At 70.5% G+C, this 21,130-nt stretch carries 11 protein-coding genes and 1 pseudogene; 2 read left to right on the forward strand and 10 right to left on the reverse strand.

Features of this window, described 5'->3' with window-relative positions; translation table 11 throughout:
• Nucleotides 1-232 (forward strand): annotated as a pseudogene (locus IE312_RS39440) (hypothetical protein); the annotation flags it as partial.
• Between the two features lie 93 nt (nt 233-325).
• Here the strand turns inward: IE312_RS39440 and IE312_RS09975 are convergent.
• From IE312_RS09975 to IE312_RS10020, 10 genes are all read right to left on the reverse strand, one after another.
• Nucleotides 326-820 carry a hypothetical protein gene (locus tag IE312_RS09975; RefSeq protein WP_189980408.1) on the reverse strand — a complete coding sequence of 165 codons (495 nt, stop codon included), beginning with the start codon at nt 818-820 and terminating at the stop codon, nt 326-328.
• 499 nt (nt 821-1,319) lie between these two features.
• Nucleotides 1,320-3,080: an Hsp70 family protein gene (locus IE312_RS09980; RefSeq protein ID WP_189980410.1), complete on the reverse strand. Its 1,761-nt coding sequence runs from the start codon at nt 3,078-3,080 to the stop codon at nt 1,320-1,322.
• Nucleotides 3,077-3,823, reverse strand: coding sequence for a hypothetical protein (locus IE312_RS09985; RefSeq protein WP_189980412.1), 747 nt, complete (start codon nt 3,821-3,823; stop codon nt 3,077-3,079). The genes IE312_RS09980 and IE312_RS09985 overlap by 4 nt, the downstream gene beginning before the upstream one ends.
• Before the next feature lie 149 nt (nt 3,824-3,972).
• Nucleotides 3,973-5,715: a hypothetical protein gene (locus IE312_RS09990; RefSeq protein WP_189980413.1), complete on the reverse strand. Its 1,743-nt coding sequence runs from the start codon at nt 5,713-5,715 to the stop codon at nt 3,973-3,975.
• A complete protein-coding gene (locus IE312_RS09995) occupies nt 5,715-11,180 on the reverse strand; it encodes a DEAD/DEAH box helicase (RefSeq protein ID WP_229899458.1) in 5,466 nt (1,821 codons plus the stop codon). Before IE312_RS09995 ends, IE312_RS09990 begins: the two co-directional genes overlap by 1 nt.
• Nucleotides 11,177-12,169, reverse strand: a complete 993-nt coding sequence (locus IE312_RS10000) for a hypothetical protein (protein ID WP_189980414.1) — start codon at nt 12,167-12,169, stop codon at nt 11,177-11,179. The genes IE312_RS09995 and IE312_RS10000 overlap by 4 nt, the downstream gene beginning before the upstream one ends.
• Nucleotides 12,166-14,226, reverse strand: a complete 2,061-nt coding sequence (locus IE312_RS10005) for a hypothetical protein (protein ID WP_189980416.1) — start codon at nt 14,224-14,226, stop codon at nt 12,166-12,168. Before IE312_RS10005 ends, IE312_RS10000 begins: the two co-directional genes overlap by 4 nt.
• A 566-nt stretch (nt 14,227-14,792) precedes the next feature.
• Entirely contained in the window at nt 14,793-16,421 is a 1,629-nt protein-coding gene (locus tag IE312_RS10010; RefSeq protein ID WP_189980418.1) for a ribonuclease HI, read from the reverse strand.
• Between the two features lie 175 nt (nt 16,422-16,596).
• Complete coding sequence (locus IE312_RS10015) at nt 16,597-17,226, reverse strand: DUF4352 domain-containing protein (RefSeq protein ID WP_189980420.1); 630 nt, start codon at nt 17,224-17,226, stop codon at nt 16,597-16,599.
• Nucleotides 17,227-17,498: 272 nt separating this feature from the next.
• Nucleotides 17,499-18,392 carry a ParB N-terminal domain-containing protein gene (locus IE312_RS10020; RefSeq protein WP_229899460.1) on the reverse strand — a complete coding sequence of 298 codons (894 nt, stop codon included), beginning with the start codon at nt 18,390-18,392 and terminating at the stop codon, nt 17,499-17,501.
• 549 nt (nt 18,393-18,941) lie between these two features.
• On the opposite strand from IE312_RS10020, the gene IE312_RS10025 reads away from it, so the two are divergent.
• On the forward strand, nt 18,942-21,077 hold the full coding sequence (locus IE312_RS10025) for an N-6 DNA methylase (RefSeq protein ID WP_189980422.1): 2,136 nt from the start codon (nt 18,942-18,944) through the stop codon (nt 21,075-21,077).
• The last annotated feature ends 53 nt before the right edge of the window (nt 21,078-21,130 follow it).

Here is a 21,130-nt window from a genome sequence, read left to right on the forward strand (position 1 = left end):
GATGCGGCATCTGGTGAGGCTGGTGCGGGAACGGCACGAGGTGGTCGACGAGCAGCTCGCGCAGGTCGTCGACATCGACGCCGCCGAGGTCTGGAAGCGCGTGGACGCCGAGCCGGGCGATCTCGGCGACGTCCTCGACGCGGCGGAGCGTGTCGCCACGGTGGACGGTGACGTCAACTCTCGTGAGAAGGCGATCCTCACGGAGCTTCGGGAGCGGTGCCGCCGGGGCTGACGTCGCGTACGCCACCGCCCGCACGACACTCCTCCACGGTGACCACCTGGCGCCGTGCACGGCCCGCGCCGTCCCGGGGCGGGCAAGCCGGGGTCAGCCCCGCGCCTGCCTCCCGCGGTCGTAGTACTCCTTGCCGCCCACCAGCACCGAGGTGACGTACCTCGGAAGGCCGTCGGCGTCCCGCTCGACCTCCTGGGAGGTATGCCGGGTGAAGCCCAGGGACACGCCTGGGACCACCGGGTACTCGGGCTGCGACACGTCGACCGTCCAGCCCCGCTCGGTCGCCCGCCGGAAGAGGGTCCCGGCGGGGGTGGTGAACACGTCGTCCCCGTCGAGCAGGACGCGGGTGCCGGAGGTGCGCCCCTCGCCGGGCCACCACAACTCGATCGCGGTGACCTGGGTGCCGCGCTCGGTCAAGGCCTGCACACCGACGTGGTCGAGGGTCCAGGACGCCTTCGCGGAGTTCCGGCCCGGGCGGCGCAGCACGCGGGGCTCGCCCCAGTCGGACGTCGCCGCGAGCGCCTCGTCGAGCGTCATGCCCAGCAGGACCGGCGCGACTCCGCGCGGCGGGTCGAGCACCAGCTCCATTGCCTGCCCCTGTCGGTCGTGCCCCTCACGGCGACGGGCGACAGCTCCGCAGCGCAACGAAAGAGGACCCCGACCACAAGGTCGAGGCCCTCCACTCCGTACCGCCACGACGAGTGTCCGAGGGGTGAGTTGACCGTTGACGATACGGTCGTAGGGGCGCAAGGGCGGCTTGATCTGCGGAACTGAACGCGATTCCGCAATAGCCCGATGCCCCGCACGGGTCGGCCGGTGTCGTTCCCTCAGGCCTGAGTGAGCGGTTCGGTCGGTGACACGGTACAGAGCGCGGCACGCCAGGTTCTTGTGCCGGATTGGGCCCGCACTGGGTTACGGGCCCAAGCCCTCGTATCCGTACGCCCCCGGCACGGATCCAGCGCTCGCCGCCGGGCCGGCGATCCAATTGTGTGAACAAGCAACCGCACCGTAGGAACTTGAGACGACGCACTCAGGGTGAGTCGCTCCTGGCGCACCCGCAAATTAGCCACCAGTGCTTGGAGGCTGGTCAAAGTCCCCTCGTCACCACGCCCTGCGGCTCGCCGTTGACCGTTATGGCCGGATCGGCCTCCACCGTCCGCACAGACATGTCGATCGGTGCGGGGCGGGCGTTGGCTGATTCGGCTGCCGAGAAGTGTCGGACGTTGGAGGAGCCGTCGGCGAACGGGCGGACGGTGTGGGCCAAGAGGCGGGTCAGTTCGTCGTCGAGGCCGTGCTGCAGAGGGGTGCCGTCGGGGCCGAAAGAATCGATCTCGCGCTCGGCGAGCTGCTTGCCGGTAGCCGCGTGGGTGGCGGTGAAGCGCAGGATGCCGCTTTCGTTGTAGCGGAACTTGATCTCGATCTTGTTCCGGCGGATGTCCTGTTCGCGGGTCGGGAGATCCACCTCGATGTTGGCCAGCGGGAAGGCACGGTCGCTGTCGGCCGGGTAGCCGACCTCCCCCTCGATCACCGGCACGCGCACGAAGGAGGCGCCCGGCGTGTCCGGGTAGAAGTTGGCCGAACCCTCCGCAGGCAGCGTCGCGTTGCGCCGGATGATGGCGCGGAAGCCCTTCTGTTCCCCCGCGCTCACAGCCGTGCCCAGGTCGTAGCTGGTCACCAGGGAGAAATCGCTGTCGTCGCCGAGTTCACCGTCGAGGGAGGCCGCGTAGATGGCTGCACCTCGGGCGACGGCGGTCATGGGCCGGCACAGGCCGCTGTCGACGATGCGGTCATGACCGAGGAGCTCCCCCAAGGCGTGCCGCACCTGGGGGATCTGCGAGGTGCCGCCGATCATCAGGACGGAGTCGATGTCCTCCGGTGTGATGGCAAGGTCTGCCAGGGCCTGCTGGACCGGCTCCAGGGCGCGGGTGACGAGCGGGGTGATCGCCTCGGTGTACTCGGCCGCGGTGATCCTGACCTCACGCCTCGAGATCGAGGGTGCGAGGCCGACCGGGAGGTCGAAGAAGAGCGCGCCGTCCATCGGCACGGACGACAGGGCGATCTTCGTCAGCTCGACCGACCGGCGCCACCGGCGTCGTTCGGCCTTGGTGAGCCGGTTGGCGGTCAGGCCGATCTTCTGCTGGATCAGCTGGGCCAGCGCGTTGTCGAACTCCAGACCTCCGAGAGCGGTGATGCCGCGGGAGGTCTGCTCCTCGAAGAGGCCGTCGTCGTATTCGAGCACGGTGACGTCGATGGTGCCACCGCCCCAGTCGAAGACGAGGAAACGGCCCGGGATCGGGACGTCGTGGGCGTACGAGATAGCAGCCGCGGTGGGCTCGTTGAGCAGGGCCCGGACCTTCACTCCGCCGAGCGCCGCTGCGGCGCGGGTGCGGTAGCGGGCGCCGCCCGTGGCGTTGGCGGGGACGGTGACGACCGCGTCGGAGAGGTCGAGCAGCTGGGCGGAGACGCCTTCCTTCATCCGGCTGAAGAGGGAGGCGGCCGCGACCGTACTGTGGAACTTCTCCGAGCCCACCCAGACGTGGTGTTCCTCCAGCTGGGCTGCGACCTCGAGGCCGTCGACGTCGCCGTCCTTCTCGGCACCGGAGCGGGTGCCGAGCATGCGCTTCACGGCGTCGAGCGGTTCACTGGTGCCGGTCTTCGCCTCCCAGCCGAAGCAGAGGGTGCGCTGGAGATCGCGGACGGACAGCACGGAGGGGAAGAGCTGCTCGAACTCCGACATCTGCCACTGGGCGGGCACGTTGTCGCCGTCGACCGGCAGCACTTCGGTGGTGTGCCCGTTCCAGTGGGCCACCACCGAGTTGCTGGTGCCGAAGTCGATACCGAAAGTCATCGCGTTCCCCTTTGCTTCGTTCGGCGGTCCCCGTTTCCTCCGGTGCGGGGACGTGGCCCGTCGTTCCGCCGCCCGTTGCCCCTCTGCTGCTGCTTCTGGGGCTCCTGACCCCGGTGGTGCTTCTTCCTCTCCTGCTGTGCAGGATCCTCCTTCTCCGGCTGCTTCTTCTCAGCTTCGCCGTGGGTTGCTCTGCGCCTCTGCCGACGCGTCATTTCCTCGGCTGGGACCTTGGCAACGGCTCGCAGCCAGCCACGTTCGACAAGCTTCCCGGACTCCTTGTCGATGTAGGCCGGCGCGACGAGTTCGAAGGCGACCGGGCCTTTCTGCGTCACACCTGGCTGGTCCTCCACGACGTTGAACAGCGACTGATCGCCGGTGTCACCGACGATCTCCAGGCCGGCCTTCGCCGCCTCGTGGTCGAGGCGGGTCAGCATCGCCCTCAAGGTCTTCGCGTCCAGCGCCTGCCGGTGCAGGACGGCCAGCTGGGCCAGGTGCATCTGACGCGTGCGGATGCTCTCCAGCACGCCCTTGCGTACCGCTTCGGTGAACTGAGGAAGCACTCGCCGCATCAGCTCGGCTCGGAACGCGGAGACCAGATCGGTCTGAGTCTCCTTGTCAGCCAGCGCAGCGCCCAGTTTTTCCGTCGCTTCCTCCAGCTCCCTTTCCACCACGGGCAGGAGCGTGTCGTTGACCGACTTCAGGATCGCGGCGGCGTCCAGGGTCCCCGGCGTGAACTCGGGCAAGTGACTCTCGGTGAATCGCCAGGGAGCAGTCTCGGCCGCCCTGCGCTCACCACGACTCCGCACGCTTCCGCTGTTCGGCCCACGCCCCCGGTTCTGCCGGGATCCGTCACGGGGGCCGGAACCACTGTCGCCTTTACCGGCGCTGTTGCTCACGATGTGCTGCTCTCTGGGTTTTCAAGGGCTGCGGTGTCTTCAGCAGCCGACGAGAGGCGTTCTGCCGCCTTGGTGATTATTTCTCGGGCCGCCTCGCTGCGGGACCACGCACGGTCACTGTACGAAGCCGGCTCCGTGAGCCTCCGCAGAGGCTCGGGCGGGAGTTCCAGCCGGTGGCTCGTGCCGGTGGGATCCTTCCAGCGGTGCTGGGCGAGCGGGACGGCGAACGAGGGTACTTCCTGCTGCTCCCGCTCAGCCTTCTCGATCACGTCCTTGGCTCGGTTGATCCGGACGCGGCCGGTGTCGTCGAGTTCCTTCCTCAGGGCTCGCCAGGCCTTCTTCCAGTCGGCCGCCTCGTCGGGCACACCAAGCACCAGATAGGGGTTGAGCGGCTGGTCGCGTTCTCCGAGAGCCCGGTCTTCCAGGAAGTCCCGATTCTTCCGCAGTGTGGTTATGGCACTTCCGCCGAGCTGGTCCCGCACCGGGGGACGGCCTTCGGCGTCCTGCTCCAGGAGTTTGAGGGACTCCGCCATTTCCCGGCCGGCGCGCAGGTAGGCCTGAACGTTCTGAGCCTCCCAGCGCACCGACTGCGAGTGGTACCGGAGCTTCGCGGCCATGGTGAGCGCCGCCTTCCTCCGCTGCTCCGCTGTCTCGTCGTCCCCATGGAGGAGGGCACGGTGCATCTGCCGCACGGCCCTGATCAGGGTCCGCACGCCGATCCAGCCGTTGAACCTCTTGTTGTTCGCACTGTGCACGCGAGGGTGAATCCGCTCCAGGAGAACCCACAGCCGCTCGTCGGCGACGAGGTCGTCCGGGGCCTCTGCGGTCCGCCGCACCTCACGCAGCGCGTCCAGGAGCTTCTGCGTCGGCGGCAGGAGATCGGTCCACTCCTCGGCGATGGCCTTGGCATCGTTGGCCTGCAGCCTCACCAGCAGACGCCAGTCCTGCGGCCAGTCACGGCCGGGTTCGGTTCCCGGGCCGGCCTCCCGGCGCTCCCGTTCCAGGGGCCAGGCCAACAGGTCCATCTCCTCGTCGGTGAGGGACGCCGGGTCCAGGCGGGCGCGGAAGTAGGCGGCACGGGAGGTGCCGTCGCGTTCGGGGACCGCGCCGATCCACTCCTCGTCGATGTAGTCGTCGAGAAGCGGCCGAGGAAGCTTCGCCAGAAGCGCCCTCTGCCTTGGGGCCGGCAGGTTGGTCTCCATCAGGCGACGATCGTCCTGGTAGATCTCCCACATGCTGCCCGGCTCCCCCAGGAGTGGCAGCGGCTTGTCCGCCAGCAGAGCGCGGGCGCGGTCATGGAGCCGACCGTCGAAGACGTCCAGCCCGTGGTCCTGTGCCATGACGAGCAGGGAGACACCCTTGACCGGGTCGTCCTGCCGGGACGCCGCATCGGCCGCGGCCCGCGCCAGCTTCCGCGCGGAGAGCGTCCCAGTCTCCTCCTTCAGCGCGTCGGGCAGCGCCAGTTCGGCGAACGTGCGGGCGCGCTCCCAGGCATGCCGGTCGGTGAAGCCCTCCGGGAACGGCTGGGGCATGGCCGGTTCCGGCTCCGGCTGCTTCTGCGCCGGAACGACCGGAGCGGGGCCGCCGGTGGCTTCCGCGCCCTGCGGGGCCTTCCCGCCGATCCGGCCCTGGGCGCGGGCCTGGCGGAGCGCGAGGCGGCGGGCGATCTCGCGCTGCCGCAGCTCCTCCAGGCGCCCCTGCTCGTCCTGGCCCGCGCCCAGCGGGATTCCTGCCGTCACTAAAGTTCCTCCGCAAAGATGTGCACCTGCTCGATCACCGCGGCAGGGGTCCGGTCCAGGCTGTAGGAGTCGGCGAAGGCGATCCTGGGGGCGAGCCCACCGGCACGGACCTCGTCACGCAGGGCCTGGAGCCGTTCGTTCGCGCACGCGTCGATGGCGGACTCCAGCGGATGCTTGACGGCGACCGCGACGGGCTCGCCGGTGAAGTCCGAGGTGAAGAGCGCCACCGGTCCGGCAGCGGTCTCCTTGAGGCTGACGGTGGGTTCCTCATCCGCCCAACCCCTGAGCAGGACGGCGTGCTCGTCCGGATCGATCCGTAGTTTCCGGCCGCGCAGGGCCTCGACCAGGTCGCGGGCGAGCCGCCAGTCGTAGAGGGGGTGCAGGCGCATGTTGGAGTAGTCCCGCAGGCAGGCGTAGCAGGAGCTACGGCAGTTGTGCGCATGCTGGTCGGCCTCTAGGTCGCGCACGTACCGGTCGACCGCCTGGAGGAATTCCTCGATGTGTTCCTCCGAACCGAGGTGGGTGCTGAAGCCTGCGCCGTTGTCGAGGCTGTCGGCAAGGTAGGCCATGACGGGAGCGGCCACCGGCGCGTCCGAGCCGTGGATGCCGCTGAGGAGTTCCTCGGGTTGCACGTCCAAGTGCGGGGCGGCGGCGCGGCGCAGCAGGGCCGCCAGTGAGTACCAGGCGGCGCGCCGGCCGTGGTAGGCCTCTGGAAAGCCGTCGATCTGCTGGGACTTCGAGATGTCGAAGCGGAGGCCCCGGTGCGTGTCGAGGGCGCCCTTGGCCCCGATGAAGAGCATGTCGGTGTGCTGGGTGGCACCCAGGGCGATCTCCAGGTCGGATTCCGCCTTGGGATGGTCCAGAGCGACGTATCCGCCCCACGGGCCGGTGTTCTTGACGAAGCGGAAGAGCTTTCCGGCATTGGTGTTGACGATGTAGCGGTCGCCGCTGCCGGTGTGGACGACCATCCAGTCGTCGGCGGCGCGGTGGATGCGCGGAGCGGTCTTTTCCAGGTCGGTGGCGGTCCGTGCGCTGGTGGCGTTGGAGCCGAGCTCCCGGTAGCCGTCGTAGTCCCGTGCCTCGCGAGCGGCCCGAAAACCTGCGGGCTCCCGGAAGGGGACGGCCCTGTAGTACTTACTCTCCGCGCCGCAGGCGGGGCAGGTGCCGGCGCTCCCGGTTTCCGGGTCGACGACAGCCTGCGGGTCCACGTGGGAGCAGATCCGGCACATGGCGACCAGCTGTTCCGGTCCGAACGGGTCCTCGGTGGTCTGCACTCCGCGACCACTCGGGACGAGGGAGACCACTCCCATGGAGCGGAGCAGACGGCCGTCCTGCGGGGTTTCGCTGCCCGGGGCGAACTTGCTGAGGGCGACGGCCAGGTCGCGGTTGACGGAGTCGGCCGGCGGCCAGGGGAAGGTCTTCTGCGGGATGCTGCGGTAGAGAAGGCGGGAGCGCGTCGGAAAGCCGAACATGGGCAGGAGACCCGCCTCTGCCAGACGCTGGCTGAGATCGGAGTGGCCGACCGTCCGGGCTGCCACCTCGTCGACCTGGCCCAGGAGTTCGTCGATGGCGGCCACCGGGTCGATGGCGGCGATGCTCTGCGGTGTTCCGGCCCGGAGGGCGGCGGCAGCGGCTCTGATGCGGTCCGGGTGCTCGGCGGTCCAGCGGCGGACGGCACCGCGATGCGTCGGCCAGTCGGCGGCGAGGCCGAACGGTCCGTGCACGTTGGTCGTCATGTCCGGCCCCTTCCGGCGGTCCTCCGGCTGCAGGGGCTCGAAAGCCTGGCGCAGCACCTCTCCCAGCAGGACCCGCCGGAAGACGGAGGCCATGCCGAGGACCAGGTAGGGCGGCGGAGTGGGATCGTTGGTGATGGCTTCCGGGCGGGCGAAGTAGTGCTCGTCGTGGCTGCGGCCGCGGCAGACGGTGAGAGCCACGGCGACCGGGCTGTTGCGCCGGCCCGCACGCCCCACGCGCTGCTGGTAGTTGAAGCGGGTGGGCGGCATGTTGGCCATGATCACGGTGTTGAGGGGGCCGATGTCGACACCGGCCTCCATGGTCGTGGTGACGGAGAGCAGCTCCAGGCCGTCCGCCTGCGGGACGTCGTTGTCGCCGAGGAAGACGTCCTGGAAGAGGCTCTGCCGACGCTGGGCCTCCAGCCGGTCCGTCTGGCCGGTCAGCTCGGCGGTGCGCAGGGGAAAGTCACCGGTGCGGTGGGCGGCCTTCCACGCGTAGTAGTCGTCCTCGAGGACTCCGCTGTACTGCTGGGGCACCGCGGGTAGCGGGGTCAGGCACTTGGTGCACAGCCCCGCGCCCGGGTGAAGGTGGGGCCGATGGCAGGAGCGGCACGTCCAGGTCTTGTGCACGCCGGGGCGGAGCGCCACCTTCTCCGGCTTGATGACGTAGTCGACCACGGCGTCCTTCCAGACGCCGAGCACCCGGTCCTCGATCGTCTGCACATCGGTGCCCTGACGTTCGGCGACCTGCTTCCAGAAACGCTTCAGAGGCGCAGGCGGCCTCTGCAGAGAGGCGCGTATCCGGGTGAAGCGCCGCATCAGGCCGAGAATCCGCAGGCTGGCACGCGCCACGGCCTGATCGCTGTCCGGGCCGATCTCCAGCGGCGAGCGGTCGTCGCGCAGGCAGAGCCAGCCGAGTCCCAGCGATTCGAAGTCACGGCCGCCGCCGGAAAAGAGGCTTCCGATGGTCTCGAGGCGGAGACGGGAACGGATGCGGTTGAGGAGTTCCTCCTGCGCCTGGGTCTCCACCACCGCTTCCCGGTCACGCTCCCAGTTGTAGAGGGCGGTCCAGGGCTGTCCGGCCGATGTCTGCTGGAGCGAGGCCGCGGGACCGGCGGGGTTGGTGCCGTACTTCAGCAGCATGCCCTCCAGGTCGGAGGCGAGGTCGTCCAGGGAGGGCAGTTCGGAGAACTTCCGCTCCAGGTCGGGCAGGAGTTGCGGTTCCGCGTCGAGGTCGTCGGCGAGGATCGCCTTCAGGCGCCCCCAGTCCGCCGGGTTGCGGTCCCGCAGCCGTTCCATGGCGGAACGGGCACCGGCACGGTCGACGGCTTCCCCGGCGTAGTGGGCCTTCACCAGCTGAAGGTCTGCGAACGGATCTCCCTGGTTCTCGACTGCCCGGGCACTGAGCAGGCGCAGAAGGTCCTGGTAGTGGCGCAGGGCGAGACCGCTGGCGAGCTCGGAGGCGTCGTCACGGCTGTCGGAGAAGGCGATCGCCTTGCGCCGGCCGTCGGGGAGGTGGCCGAGGGCTTCGGTCACCAGCACCTGGTTGATCTTGTAGAAACCGGTGCGCATCCGCCGGACCGGCGCGTTGCGCAGCCGGTCGGGAGATTCCAGCGGGATGAAACGGCCGTCCCGGTCGTACTTGATCTCCCAGTCGTCACCGCAGGCGGGGCAGCGGGTGGGGAAGGCCTGCAGTCGGGCCGGGTCGTAGGCCGGCTTGCTGCCCTCCTTGTCCAGGGGCACGGAGATGTGGAACGACCATCCGGTGTGCTGGACGTCCCGGTTCTCCAGTCGTCCGGTGGCGGGCTGGTAGGCGCTGCGGCGGAACTCGAACTCGACCTGGGGGCCGCCGTCGGACAGGCCCGCGTGCCAGCCGGGGTCGTCGAGGCCGAGGCTCTTGGTGCGCGGCCAGTACACGACGTAGTTCGCCGCCGTAGGGGCGCCACTGGCCTCGTCGGGGAGCAGGTCCAGGTCCGGGAAGTCGGTGTGGAGGGCACCGGTGAACTTGCGACGCCGGGTGTCCTTGGGGCTCGCGTACCCGCCGAGCATGAGGTCACCACAGGCCTGGCAGGACAGAAGCTCCAGTACGCGGGCGCCGCAGGTGCAGCGGGAGGTGGGCTCGGCGAAGAGCCGGCCGACCCGCCGTTCGGAACCGTGCTCCACGGGGATGTCGGGACAGTTCGGGTCGGAGCAGGCCCAGATGCCCTCGATGTTGCGGAAGAAGAAGTGGGCGCGGAGCTGGGGAAGTTCGGGGTCCTGTGCCGAGCCGAGTATGCGCAGAGCACCGTGGAGCGCGTCCTTGCGCTGTTCCTCGGGGACGTCCGGGAAGAGGTTCTTCGCCAGGTCGGGGACGGGCAGGGCGCGGGGCTTGCCGCCCGGAGTGAGTGCGCGCTGGAGTGCCGGGCCGAGGCCGGTCTCCCGGGCCAGGGCGACGGCTTCGTCCTGGGTGACGGGGCCCTCGGCGGCCTGCGCGAGGCGTTCGGCGTCTGCGGCCAGGTCGCCCTCGCCGTGGATCTCCTTGGTCTTTCCGGGAATGATCACGCGCCGGGAGCCGGGCAGGGCGAAGAACCCGTCGAGGAACTCGTCGTCCCGGCCGGCCTCCAGGGAGGCGGAGGCGGCGAGCACACGCAGCTTCTCGGGGCTCTTGTCGAGGCCGAGGCGGTGGCGGAGGTTGCGCAACAGGTAGGCCACCTCGGTGCCGGCCGTGCCGCGGTACATGTGGAGCTCGTCGAGGATCAGGGTGAAGCGGGCGTCCGGGGTCTCCTCCAGCCACTTCCTCGTGGCGCGGAAGATGTGCTCCTCCTGCTTGCGGAGCAGCATGATGTTCAGCATCGAGTAGTTGGTGACCATGATGTCCGGCGGCGCGGCCTGCATGTCCCAGCGGACATGCATCTCCGCTCCGCCAAGGCGCGGGATGAAGGGCCGCAGCTCCTCGTTGAGCTTCTCGTCGGCCTTGCGCTGTTGTTCCTGGACCTCCCGCAGGTACCGCCGGAGACGGAAGTTGGCCGGCTCGGAATCGGGGCTGCCGGAGACGGGGGTGGCTCCGGTGTAACGGCCGAAGTAGAAGCGGTGTCCGTTGCGCTTGCGGTCCAGCCATGCGTGGGCCTCGCGACTGTCCAGCGACTTCCGGAGCCGGACCAGTTGGTCGTCGGCGAGGGCGTTGGTGGGATAGAGAATCAGCACCCGCATGGCGGCGGGATGCCCGTGCTCGTTCTGTCGGCTGGGCACGTATGCCCCGTCTCCCTGCCACCATTCCCGCTGCACCGCACGGGTGCCCGGCCAGTGGGCGGACTCGGCGACCAGGTCGGCGAGGACGGGCAGCAGGAAGGACTCGGTCTTGCCGGAACCGGTGCCTGCGGTGACCACGAAGTCCTTGCCCTCGCAGGCGGCGACCAAAGCGTCGTGCTGATGCTGGTAGAGGCTGGTCACGCCGTCGGGGAGCGTGAACCGGGCGAACTCGGCCGCATCGGGGTGCGCCCCTGCTTCGGCGAAGGAGTCCGCGACGCCGACGCCCCGGGAGGCGTACTGCGGGCGCAGCTCGATCAGCGGGTCACGCCAGGCCCCGTTGTCACGGTCCAGGAGGTTGCGCCGTTCCTCCATGACGGAACGATCATCGACGCCGAACGGGGTGTCGTAGTACCGGAAGAGGGCGCTGCGCAGGTCGTCGAACGTACCGATGACGTCCTGGACGTCAGCGTTGGTCATCGCCGCTGTCTGCTGGTCGACGCTCACTTGGTCCTCCCGCCGGTGGCCGCCACCGATCGCGGCGCGATCTCCAGGTTCTGATGCAGCGAGGCCGCGAGCGCCTCGGCGAGCGCCCTGGGCACGTTGTCGTATGCACGGGTCCGCGTCTGCTTGCCCACCGAGGGCGGGAAGCCGCTGCACAGGACGGCCGCGCGCTCGTGCAGTGCGGGCAGGGGTGCGTAGCGGTCGACGAAGAGCCAGCCGATGCGGGTACGGCCCTTGCCGGATTCCGGCAGCCATCGCATCACGCCGATACGGTGGCGGGCGAGTTCGAGGTAGATGCTCGTCTCGCGTTCCACCGCATGGAAGACGCCGTTGCGGCGGACGCGGGTCAGGCGTGCGTAGTCGGCTCCGCGCCACCGGTACAGGCCGTCCTCGTCATCCCTGTCCACGGGGACGAACCGCTGGAGGCGCAGGTCGTACTTCTCCAGCGTGTTGGTGGTGCTCCCACCGGGCGGTGCGGCCTCGGGGCCCAGCTCCGCCCGCGGGATCAGCTCCGTCAGCTGCTGGGCGGCACACGGCACGTAACGCGCCCCGAGGAACTGCGCGGTCACCTGGAGGGTCCGCGGGTCCTCGTACTGAACGAGAAGGGTGTCGGGCAGCGGTCCCTCACCGGCCTCCGGCCGGTGAGGGACGGTGATCAGCTCCATCCACTCCTGCGCCGCTTCCTCGACGCGCGTGCTGATCTGCGCGGTGCGCGCACCGGTCAGCAGAGCGAGGCCGTCGGCGTGCGGCAGCCGGGTCAGCACCGGCGGGGCCACCGACCAGCGGTCGGCGCGCAGGTCCACGTCGATGAAGCCGAGGGCGGCAGCCTTGCGCATCCAGTCCCAGTCGGCGTACTCCTTCAGCTTCAGGCCCCATGCCTGGGCCTGGCTGCGGACCCCGTCACGCAGTGCGGACGCCTTGCCGCTGCGGCTCTCGCTCAGCCAGCGCAGGAGGATCCCACCGAACTCGGTGCTGCTCGTCGGTCCCGTCATCGGTCCAGCTCCTTCGCGGCCTGCACGTACTCGGCCCACGAGGGCTCGACGGACGCCTGGTGGGCGTTGAGGACGGCGCGGGCCCACGCCCGCGGGTTGCCGGCACTCTTCGGCTTCGGTGTTCCGGGGTTCACCGGGTGACCCTTCCAGCGTCCGCTACGGCGTTCCAGGAGCCAGCCGCCGATGCCCTGGAACTCGGCCTCGAAGCGGAGCGGGGCGGGGGTGTCGGGCAGACGCTCCGTCCACCAGTCCGGCTGCTCCGGCACCTCCACCGTCCACAGCCGTCCGTCGGCCGCCGCGAACAGCACCGCGTCCGCGTCCCGACGGCACAGCTCCATGACGGCTGCCGCGCGCCGGGGCATGGCGCTCGTGCAGTCGGCGCCGGTGATGCCGGTCGGCAGGGCCTGCTCGCCGAGGAGGGAGGGTGATTCCGACGCCTTGCCATCCAGGACGGTGAAGCCGCAGACCTTGGTCATCTTCGGCTCGACGACGGCTTGGTCCGCTGTGGCGAATCCGATCTGCGTGTCCGCATAGCTCACCGTGTGGCGGCCGGGCTCCAGCCGGAGCGCCGCCAGGGGGACGGGGCGGCCCGCGGCGATCGCCTTCCCGAGCTCGGGCCGCTCCTTTCCGTCGACCCGCAGTGTTCCCGTGCGCTCCATGGCATCCGGGAGGATCACATGAGGCTCGCCTCCGCGCAGATACAAGTGGGGATCGAGCGAGGGTGCGAGCTTCAGCCCACCCTCAAGGCGGAGCTTGAACTGGGCCGGGGGCTGAAGAAGGCCGACCGCGCCCTGGACCTCCTGGAGCGCCCGACGCAGGGTGACGGCGTCGTCGAAGGTGACGGGCTTGTGCATGGACCAGCCCTGCGGCACCCAGGCCAGCTTGCTCGTGTCGGCGCTCCGGCCCGTGGTCGCGGCCTTGTCCAGCAGCCGCTGCACATCCCGCTGCGCGGTCGGGGCGGCGAGCACCACGTGTGCCTCTGCGGGGCGGAAGGCGTCGGTGGTGGTCCAAACGCCGAGCACGTCGTCCCGCGCGAGCACCAGGACGGAGCAGGAGGGCCGGCTGAGCACCAGTTTGTCCCCGTCCCGGCGAATGCCTCTGGCGAGGGTGTCGGCGTTCGGGGCGGGCAGGCCCGTCACCCCGTAGTAGGCGGTGTCGCCGAGCTGTTCGAGGACGACGCCACCCTTGAGCTCGATGCGCTTCTCCTGCTCCGCGGACCGCAGGCGCGCCACCCAGCTGAGCCGCCCCGCGTCGAGCCGCACCAGGAGTTCGGCCCGGGTGACGCCGGTGGGCACCAGCTCGTCCGAACCGTCCCAGGACGCGGCGTAGTTTCCGATCAGCTTGGCGAGGAAGGGGCGGAACTCCTCCTCCTGCAGAGCGTTGCGGAAGCCCTTGGAGAAGTGCTGCTCCATGCCCCGGATCTCGATCTGGGCCAACAGCGTCTCCCCCGGCAGCGGCCAGGTCGTGCCGTACTCCCGCAACGACCGGAAGAGCTTCGGCATGAAGGAGCGGTCCGCGCCGCTGAGGAGCGCCTGGGACTGCGCGTACCCGATCATGCTGCGGTTGGAGGGCAGGTCGGCGGGGGCGGGAAGGGTGCACAGGCCCCGCGCGCCCTTCTGGCTGTGCTGCCACGAGGCCAGAACCTGCCACATGCGGGAGATGGGCTCGTAGTGGTGGCTGCCGAGTTGTCTCTCGTCACCGGTCAGCAGCTCGGAGAAACGGGCGTGGTAGGCGGTGGCCCGGTGGTTCCGGTCGTTCACCATCCGGGACGCGGCCATCACCGAGCAAGCCAGCAGCGGCAGGAAGGCGGGCACGCCGTCCTTGTCCTGTTGCCGCCTGCGCCAGCGGTAGTCCTCCATAGCGCTGTACGGTTCCGCGGTCCCCAGCCGCAGGAACCTGCCCACGCACCGGGCGAGGGGCTCGTCCAGGCCGTATCCGTGCCTGAGCTCCTGCTCCACGTCGTCGTCGACGTAGAACAGCGTGGGGTGGCCGGCGTGCTGCCGTCCGAAGAACTCCTCGGCCAGCACGTCCTGCCACTGTTGGTAAGAATGATCCACCCTGTCCCCAAAAGAGATGTTCCAATGCCCTCTTCGTTAAATCCACGGCATGGAACGGTCCCCCGCGTCACGTTGGACCCGCCACTCAGCGGGTCGGTACGGAACGCCCCCTCGGGCTCCGCCTGCCATGTACGCCGCCCGTAGTAACCCGACGGCACGCACTTCACGGCGATGCCCCACTCAACCCCCCATTCGATGCCACAAGACCTCCCGCGGCAATTGCACCGACCACTGCAATGCATCCGTACCGGTCACGACCCCCATCGCGACAGCTCGGCACATCAGTCAATGCAACCTACAGCCAAATATTATCGGCGCCTGTCACAGCAACGGCATTGAAGGCCGCCCATTGGACTGCTGTTCGGGTGGCGCTCTTGGGTTGCTCACTCCATGTCGCGCTCTGAATCTGCTTGTCGGTAAGGAGGTTGCCCGTCAGGTCTTTGCATGGGGGCGGTGAAATCCCGAAGGTACCGCCACGGGAGGGGCCATGTAGGTCGTCGGGCCCCTCCTGTCCGGGAGCGGGAGGAGCGGTTCCCACGGTGTGACTGCCACAAATCGGCACGGGCTCAGGCAGCGGCCGGGAGGCGGCCGGCCCCGGAGCCGAGCGAGCGCACGATCCGCGTCTCCTCCCTCCGGGCGGCGGACGGAGGAATGCGGCCGGTGGCGCGACGCAGGGCGAGACGGGCGAGGGCGTCGGCGGTCTCGTTGAGGTCGTGTCCGATATGACCCTTCAGCCAGCGGACCTGGACGCGGTGGCGGTGCCGGTGGCGCACCAGGCTGTCCATCAGCTGCCGGCTCTCCGGGAAAAGAAGGGTGCGGTGACTGGCCGCCGGATCGCCGGAACGCAGGACCGCCTCGACCACGCCCACCGCCTCGGTGCTGTCGCACAGGACGACCACGGGTGCGTGTTCGTGGCGCTCCAGGAGGCTCAGGGCGGCCGCACAGACGCCGATGACTTCGGCTTCACCACTGCTGGAGGCGAAAGAGTCGCCGTGTCCGGTGGTTCCGTCCTCGGCGGCCCAGCCGTAGCCGCTCAGTGCGGACTCGTCGCCTGCGGCGGCGTCGGCCACGGCCACGACGGCGGTGTCGGGGAGGTCGGTGAGCAGGGCGTAGCGGTCCGCGTCGGCCGGAACCGCCGCCGAGTGTTCGCCGTCGTCGTCCGTGTCGGCGGGAGGGGCGTCGGCGAGGACGGCGGCGAGCGCGTGGTGGCAGTGCGGGCAGCCGTCGGTCTGTTCGGGACAGTCCACCCGGTGCCTCGCCACCAGCTCGCACACGCCGCGCCACGCCGCGGGCTCGGCGGCGGCGAAGCGTGCCAGGGCTGCGGCACGGCACTGCCCGAGGAGCTCCGCGAAGGGTCCCGTGGTGACGTCGGTCCTCATCCGGTCGTGGAGGTCCGTGACCCGGAGCAGGGCTTCGCGGGAGCGGGCGGCGAGGACCGCGGTGTCCTGGTAGGCGTCGTCCAGGGCGTCGAGCCGGGTGCGCCGCGCGGAGAGGGGGCAGGCGAGCACGTCCCGTTCGGCCCGGCCGATCGCGTAGCGGCCCCAGGCCTGCGCGGCGCGGGCGTGGCGGCTCCACCGTTCGACCACCGCGTCATGCGGGAGGTACGGGTTCTCCTCTTCCCGGGCGTCGCGCAGGAGGGCCTCCACGAAGGCGTCGTCGTCGCAGTCCCGCAGTGCGCGCACCGGGGCCGGCAGTTCGCCGCCGGCCGTCCTCCGGTCCCAGGCCCACTGGGCGAGGTCGCTCTCCGGCGCCTGCGGCGTGCCGTCCGGCAGCCCCCTGTCGCGCAGTTCCTGCCGCAGGGTCTCGTGGAAGGCCGACGTGAAGGCCGTCCGCGCCACTCTCCACTCCAGCGGGTCGACCGGTCGCGAGCGGCGCCCGAGCCGACGGGCACGCTCTTCCTTGTACCGGGTCTCCGCCTGAGACCGGGCGCGCCGCACCCTGCGCGCGTGCGCGCGCAGCTGTCGCAGCCGCTCGGGGGGCTGCACCGAGAGTTCCGCACGCCGTACGGCTCCGCGGGCGAGGACGTCGGCGTGGGCGAGAACGACGGTGACGGGACCGACGAGCGAGGCGTGCTCCAGGGCCGCGGCGGTCTCCGGAGCGCAGACCCCGTTCATCTGGGAGAGCACGGCCTCCTGGAGGGCGGTGAAGTCGTCGGCGAAGCGACGGATCAGCTCGGTGTGCTCTGTGGTCTTCACGGTGTCCTCCCAGGCAGGAAGCGGGTGGGGTGAGCGGTGGGCGCACAGAGTGTGCGAACGGGCGTGAGCGAGCCCATGGGCCCGGCATCGGGCCGCGTCCGGGGCCGGCGGTGCTTGAGGCGCCTCCGTGCGCGGAAGGCGACGGCACCCGGCGGGGACTCGGCCGAGGCCCGGGCTACTGCACCTGGCCGGTGAAGATCGCCGTGCGATACCAGCCGCTGCCGGAGGTGTCGGTCGGCGTGATCTCGATCTGGACGCTTCTGGCCTTCTTGGGAAACTCGCAAGCCGCCTTCCAGGTCTGCGACTTGCCCGGCAACAGGTGCGTGTCCGGTGTGCCCCCGAAGCCTGCGTCCGTGTCGAACATCTGCTCGGCGCCGTCCGGGCAGGAGAGGCTGATCATGCTCAGGTCGATCGCGGACTTGGAGCCGTTCTGCACGGTGACGGAGAAGGCCAGATAGGCCTTGCCGGACGGGCTGGCGTACTCGCCGGAGGTGCCCCGGCTGAAGCCGCCCAGGTGTGCCTTGACGCCGTTGTTCCACGTGGCGGTCTTGTCCAGCGCAACGGTGAAGGTGTCACCGGCGGCGTCGCCCTGGGTGTCCTGCGCGTCCCCGGCGCTCCGGGTGTCCTGCGAGGCGCTGACGGTGGCGTCCGGCGGCGCGGTGTCGGTCTGGCTGCCGCCGATGCCGGAGCAGGCGGACATGGAGCAGCCGGCGAGGGTCGCGGCCACGGCGAGGACGATCCTGCGCGGGCGGGTCAGGGGCGCTGCGATCAGCGCGGCGAATCCGGAGATGGTCGGGTAGCCCATGAGGTCATTCCTTGTGTCGATGCGGAGGGAAGCAAAGGAAAGGGGAGGGAAGCGGAGGGAAGGGGACTGACGGGTGGAAGAAGGAGAGGACGCGGCTGCCGGCGGAAGAGGAGCCGCCGCGCCCGGACCCGGACCGGGCTCAGGCGCGGAGCCGCAGACTGGATGCCACGGATACGCGAGCCGTGGGCCGTCGCCGCAGGTGGAACGTCACCCGGGCAGGGGCGTTCGACTGAGAGGGTCTCGGTATCGAAGAACCAGCGCGGCGGACCTGTTCAGATCCGCGCCCCACGGATCTTCCGGCCCGGCTCGCTGTGCGGGTCGAGGAGCGCGCCCGCGACGCGGCCGGCGGAGTCCTTCACGCCGCCGCTGAAGTTGAGCCGACCGGTGGAGCCGACGCTGGCGCAGACGCCGTCCCAGTAGGCGGGTTCGCGCTCCCATCGGACGTCGGCGAGCAGGCGCTCCACCGTCTCGTAGCTCATGGCGTCGACGGGGGCGCACCAGGGGGTGGCGCGGTGCAGCAGGATACCGAGTCCGGCCATCACGGCCGGGGCGGTGATCGCGCTGCGCCGGGCGAAGTCCGGGAAGCGGTCCCCGATCAGCCGGGACACCAGGCGGACGACGACCGTCTCGACCTCGTCGGCGTCGGTGTGGGACGGCAGATCGCCCTCATGGACGTTGGCCGCCGAGTACTCCACACCCTTGCTCCCGAAGACGGTGGTGAGGATCAGCGCCCGCAACGCGGACAGCGTCACGACCTCCTTGTCGGTCCTGGTGAGCTGACGCTTGCCGGCGTTGACCAATCTGGCGAACGGCATCCGCTGCCCGCCCGACTCGACCTCGAGTTTCTCGCCGACGATGTGGGAGAGGCGGGTGGCAAGGTCGCGCTGGTCCATGGACATGGCCAGGTTCTTGGCCACGTCGACGCCCTTGACGTTCCGGTCGTAGAAGATCTGCCGCGCGTCCGCCGGGGAGATTCCCAGGTAGAGCTCGAAGGGGATGCGGACCCGTCGGCCGAGCTCGGTGTAGGTCAGGCCGAAGGACTCCGGGTGCTGGTAGATGTCGTGCCAGGCGGTGGTCTGGGTCTCGCCGTCGATGGCGATCACCATGGCGTCCGGGGCGACGGTCAGCGTTCGCAGGCCCGAGCCGGGGATCAGCTCGTCGCTCATCGCGGCGATCTCGCTCGCGTGCCAGAGCGTGATGGGGGGCGTGGACCAGGCGGAGCCGTGCTTGCCGAGGATGCCTGCGGCGATGTACTCGGCGTAGTCCGGGATGTCCTGCCCTTCTGGGACTTCAGGGTTCGCTGCACGGTCGCGCGCAGTTCGGCGTGGCGCCGGTCGTGCCCGGACGCGGTCTTGAGGGCGCGCGGGTCCTCCTCCTGACGCGGTGACGGCACGAGGCGTACCAGGGTCGCGAGGGACATGGTGCCGATGACCGCGTCCTCGCGGAACGGCATGACGGTGAGCGGGATTCCTTCCGGGACGCCGCTCGGCATGGTCAGGCGCATGGATCCCCCCTGGGAAGTGGTCGATCAGCCGCCGCCCGCGCAAGGACATGGCTGTGGCAAGGCAAGTGACGCTTCACGCCGCGGAGCTACGCTCACTGGCGGAAGCAATGACATGTAAACATGGACGTGAAAGCATTGTCCAACAGCTTGCAGGAGTTGACGCGTGCTGTAGGGTGTGACCACGCCGACCATCGGAACCAGGAACCCACCCATGCCGCAGCCACCCGCACCATCCGCCCAGGTGACAGCCGCCGAGATCTCCCGCATCGCGGGGGTTACGCGCGCCACCGTCAGCAACTGGCGACGCCGGCACGACGACTTCCCGGCCCCCTCGGGCGGCACGGACAGCAGCCCGCTGTATGACCTGGAGGAGGTCCGCGCCTGGCTCGCCTCCCGTGGACAGCACACGGCGGCCACGCCCAGCGGCGAGCTGCGCACCACCCTGCGCCTGCGCGAGCGGGCCGACGCCGGCACGTCCGACCTGCTCCTGCTGGTCCTCGCGGCGGCCCGCCGCCCCGCCGACGACCTCACCGGTCTGCTCGCGCTGCCCGACGACGACCTGGTGAAGCAGGCGAACGACGCGGCGGTCGAGGTCGCGGACGTGGTGCCGGACACCGAACCAGTCCGCTTCACCGCCGCCGACACCACGGTGCTGCGCGCCCTGCTGCTCTGCGTCCGCGACGAGGGCGCGCAGACGGCGCTGGGCGTCCTGGCGGAGCGGGAACTGGAGGACAGCGCCGCCAGCGGCGCCTACCGGACCCCGGCCCCGCTCGCCGACCTGCTGGCCCGCCTGATCCCGGGCTCCCCCGCCCGCGTCCTCGATCCCGCCTGCGGCAGCGGCACCCTGCTGACGGCCGCCGCCGCGCGTGGCGCGCGCGAGCTGTACGGACAGGACAGCCTTCCCGTCCAGGCACGGCGCACCGCGGTCGGCCTGACCCTGACGGCCGGGGAGGGCGCGGACGTCACCGTGCGCACGGGCGACAGCCTGCGCGCCGACGCCTTCCCGGACCTCACCGTCGACGCCGTGCTGTGCAACCCGCCCTACGGCGACCGGGACTGGGGGCACGACGAACTGGCCTACGACTCACGCTGGGCGTACGGCTTCCCGCCCCGTGCCGAGTCCGAACTGGCCTGGGTCCAGCACGCGCTGGCCCACCTCGAACCAGGCGGCCACGCCGTGCTCCTCCTTCCTCCGGCCACGGCGTCCCGTTCCTCCGGCCGCCGCATCCGCGCCGAGCTGATCCGCAGCGGCGCGCTGCGGGCGGTGGCGGCCCTGCCACCGGGGGCGGCGATCCCCCTCCACATCGGCTTGCAGGTGTGGGTGCTGCAGCGCCCGGAGCCGACGCGACCGGCGTACCAGACGGTCCTCTTCGTCGACACGGTGGGCGAGCCGTCGGTGCCAGGACGCGGCGGGACCCGTTCGGGTTCACTGGACTGGGCGCGGGTGACGGAGCAGATCCTCTCCGCGTGGACGGCGTTCGCCGCGGACCCGGACGGGTTCGAGGCGCAGGCCGGTGTGGCGCGGGCGGTGAGCGTGGTCGACCTGCTGGACGAGGTGGTCGACGTGACCCCGGCCCGACAGGTGCGTGCCTCGCAGGCGGAGGTCGACCCGCGAGAACTGGCCCACGAGGCCGCGGCGGCGCGCGAGGGATTGGCGACGGCGGTGCGGACCGTGGCCGAGCTCGCCGGCAGGTCGGCGTGGGACGCCGCGGGGGCTTCGGCCCGCGACTGGCGCACGGCCACGGTGTCGGACCTGGCCCGGGGCGGGGCACTGAAGGTGCTGCGTGCGGTTCCGGTATCGCCGCGGGCGGCGGCCGCCGAGGCGGAGGACGCGGAGGCGGGAGCCGACGGCGGCGAGCGTCGCCCTGTTCTGACGGGCGGTGACATCGCGGGCGGTACCGGACCGACGGGGGAAGCCCTGGACGTGCAGGCCGAACAGATGCCGGAGATCGCCGAGGGCGACGTTCTGGTCCGCAACCTGGTCGGCGGCCCCGGCCCTGTGGCCCGGGTCGCGGGCGCGGCGGAGGCCGGCGCCCTGCTGGGAGCCGGCGTCCACCTGTTCCGCCCGGACCCGGCGCGACTGGACCCCTGGTTCCTCCTCGGTTTCCTCAGCTCCGAGGCCAACTTGGCCGGCGCCTCGACCGGCAGCTCCACACTCCACCTCACGCCGGGACGACTGCGCGTACCGCTGCTGCCGCTGGAGGAGCAGCGCCGGTACGGCGAGGCCTTCCAGCACGTCGAGGCGTTGCGTGAACAGGCGCGGAGCGCCCGGGACTTGGCCGAGGAGACGGCGCGGCTCGTGAGCGGGGGGCTCACGGGCGGGCAGCTGGTGCCGGAACACACCTAGGCTCTGGCACCACCCCCACTCCAGATGCGGATGGATGAGGACCCACCGTCCCC

The organism is Streptomyces capoamus, assembly GCF_014654935.1.
GTDB classification, from domain to species: domain Bacteria; phylum Actinomycetota; class Actinomycetes; order Streptomycetales; family Streptomycetaceae; genus Streptomyces; species Streptomyces capoamus.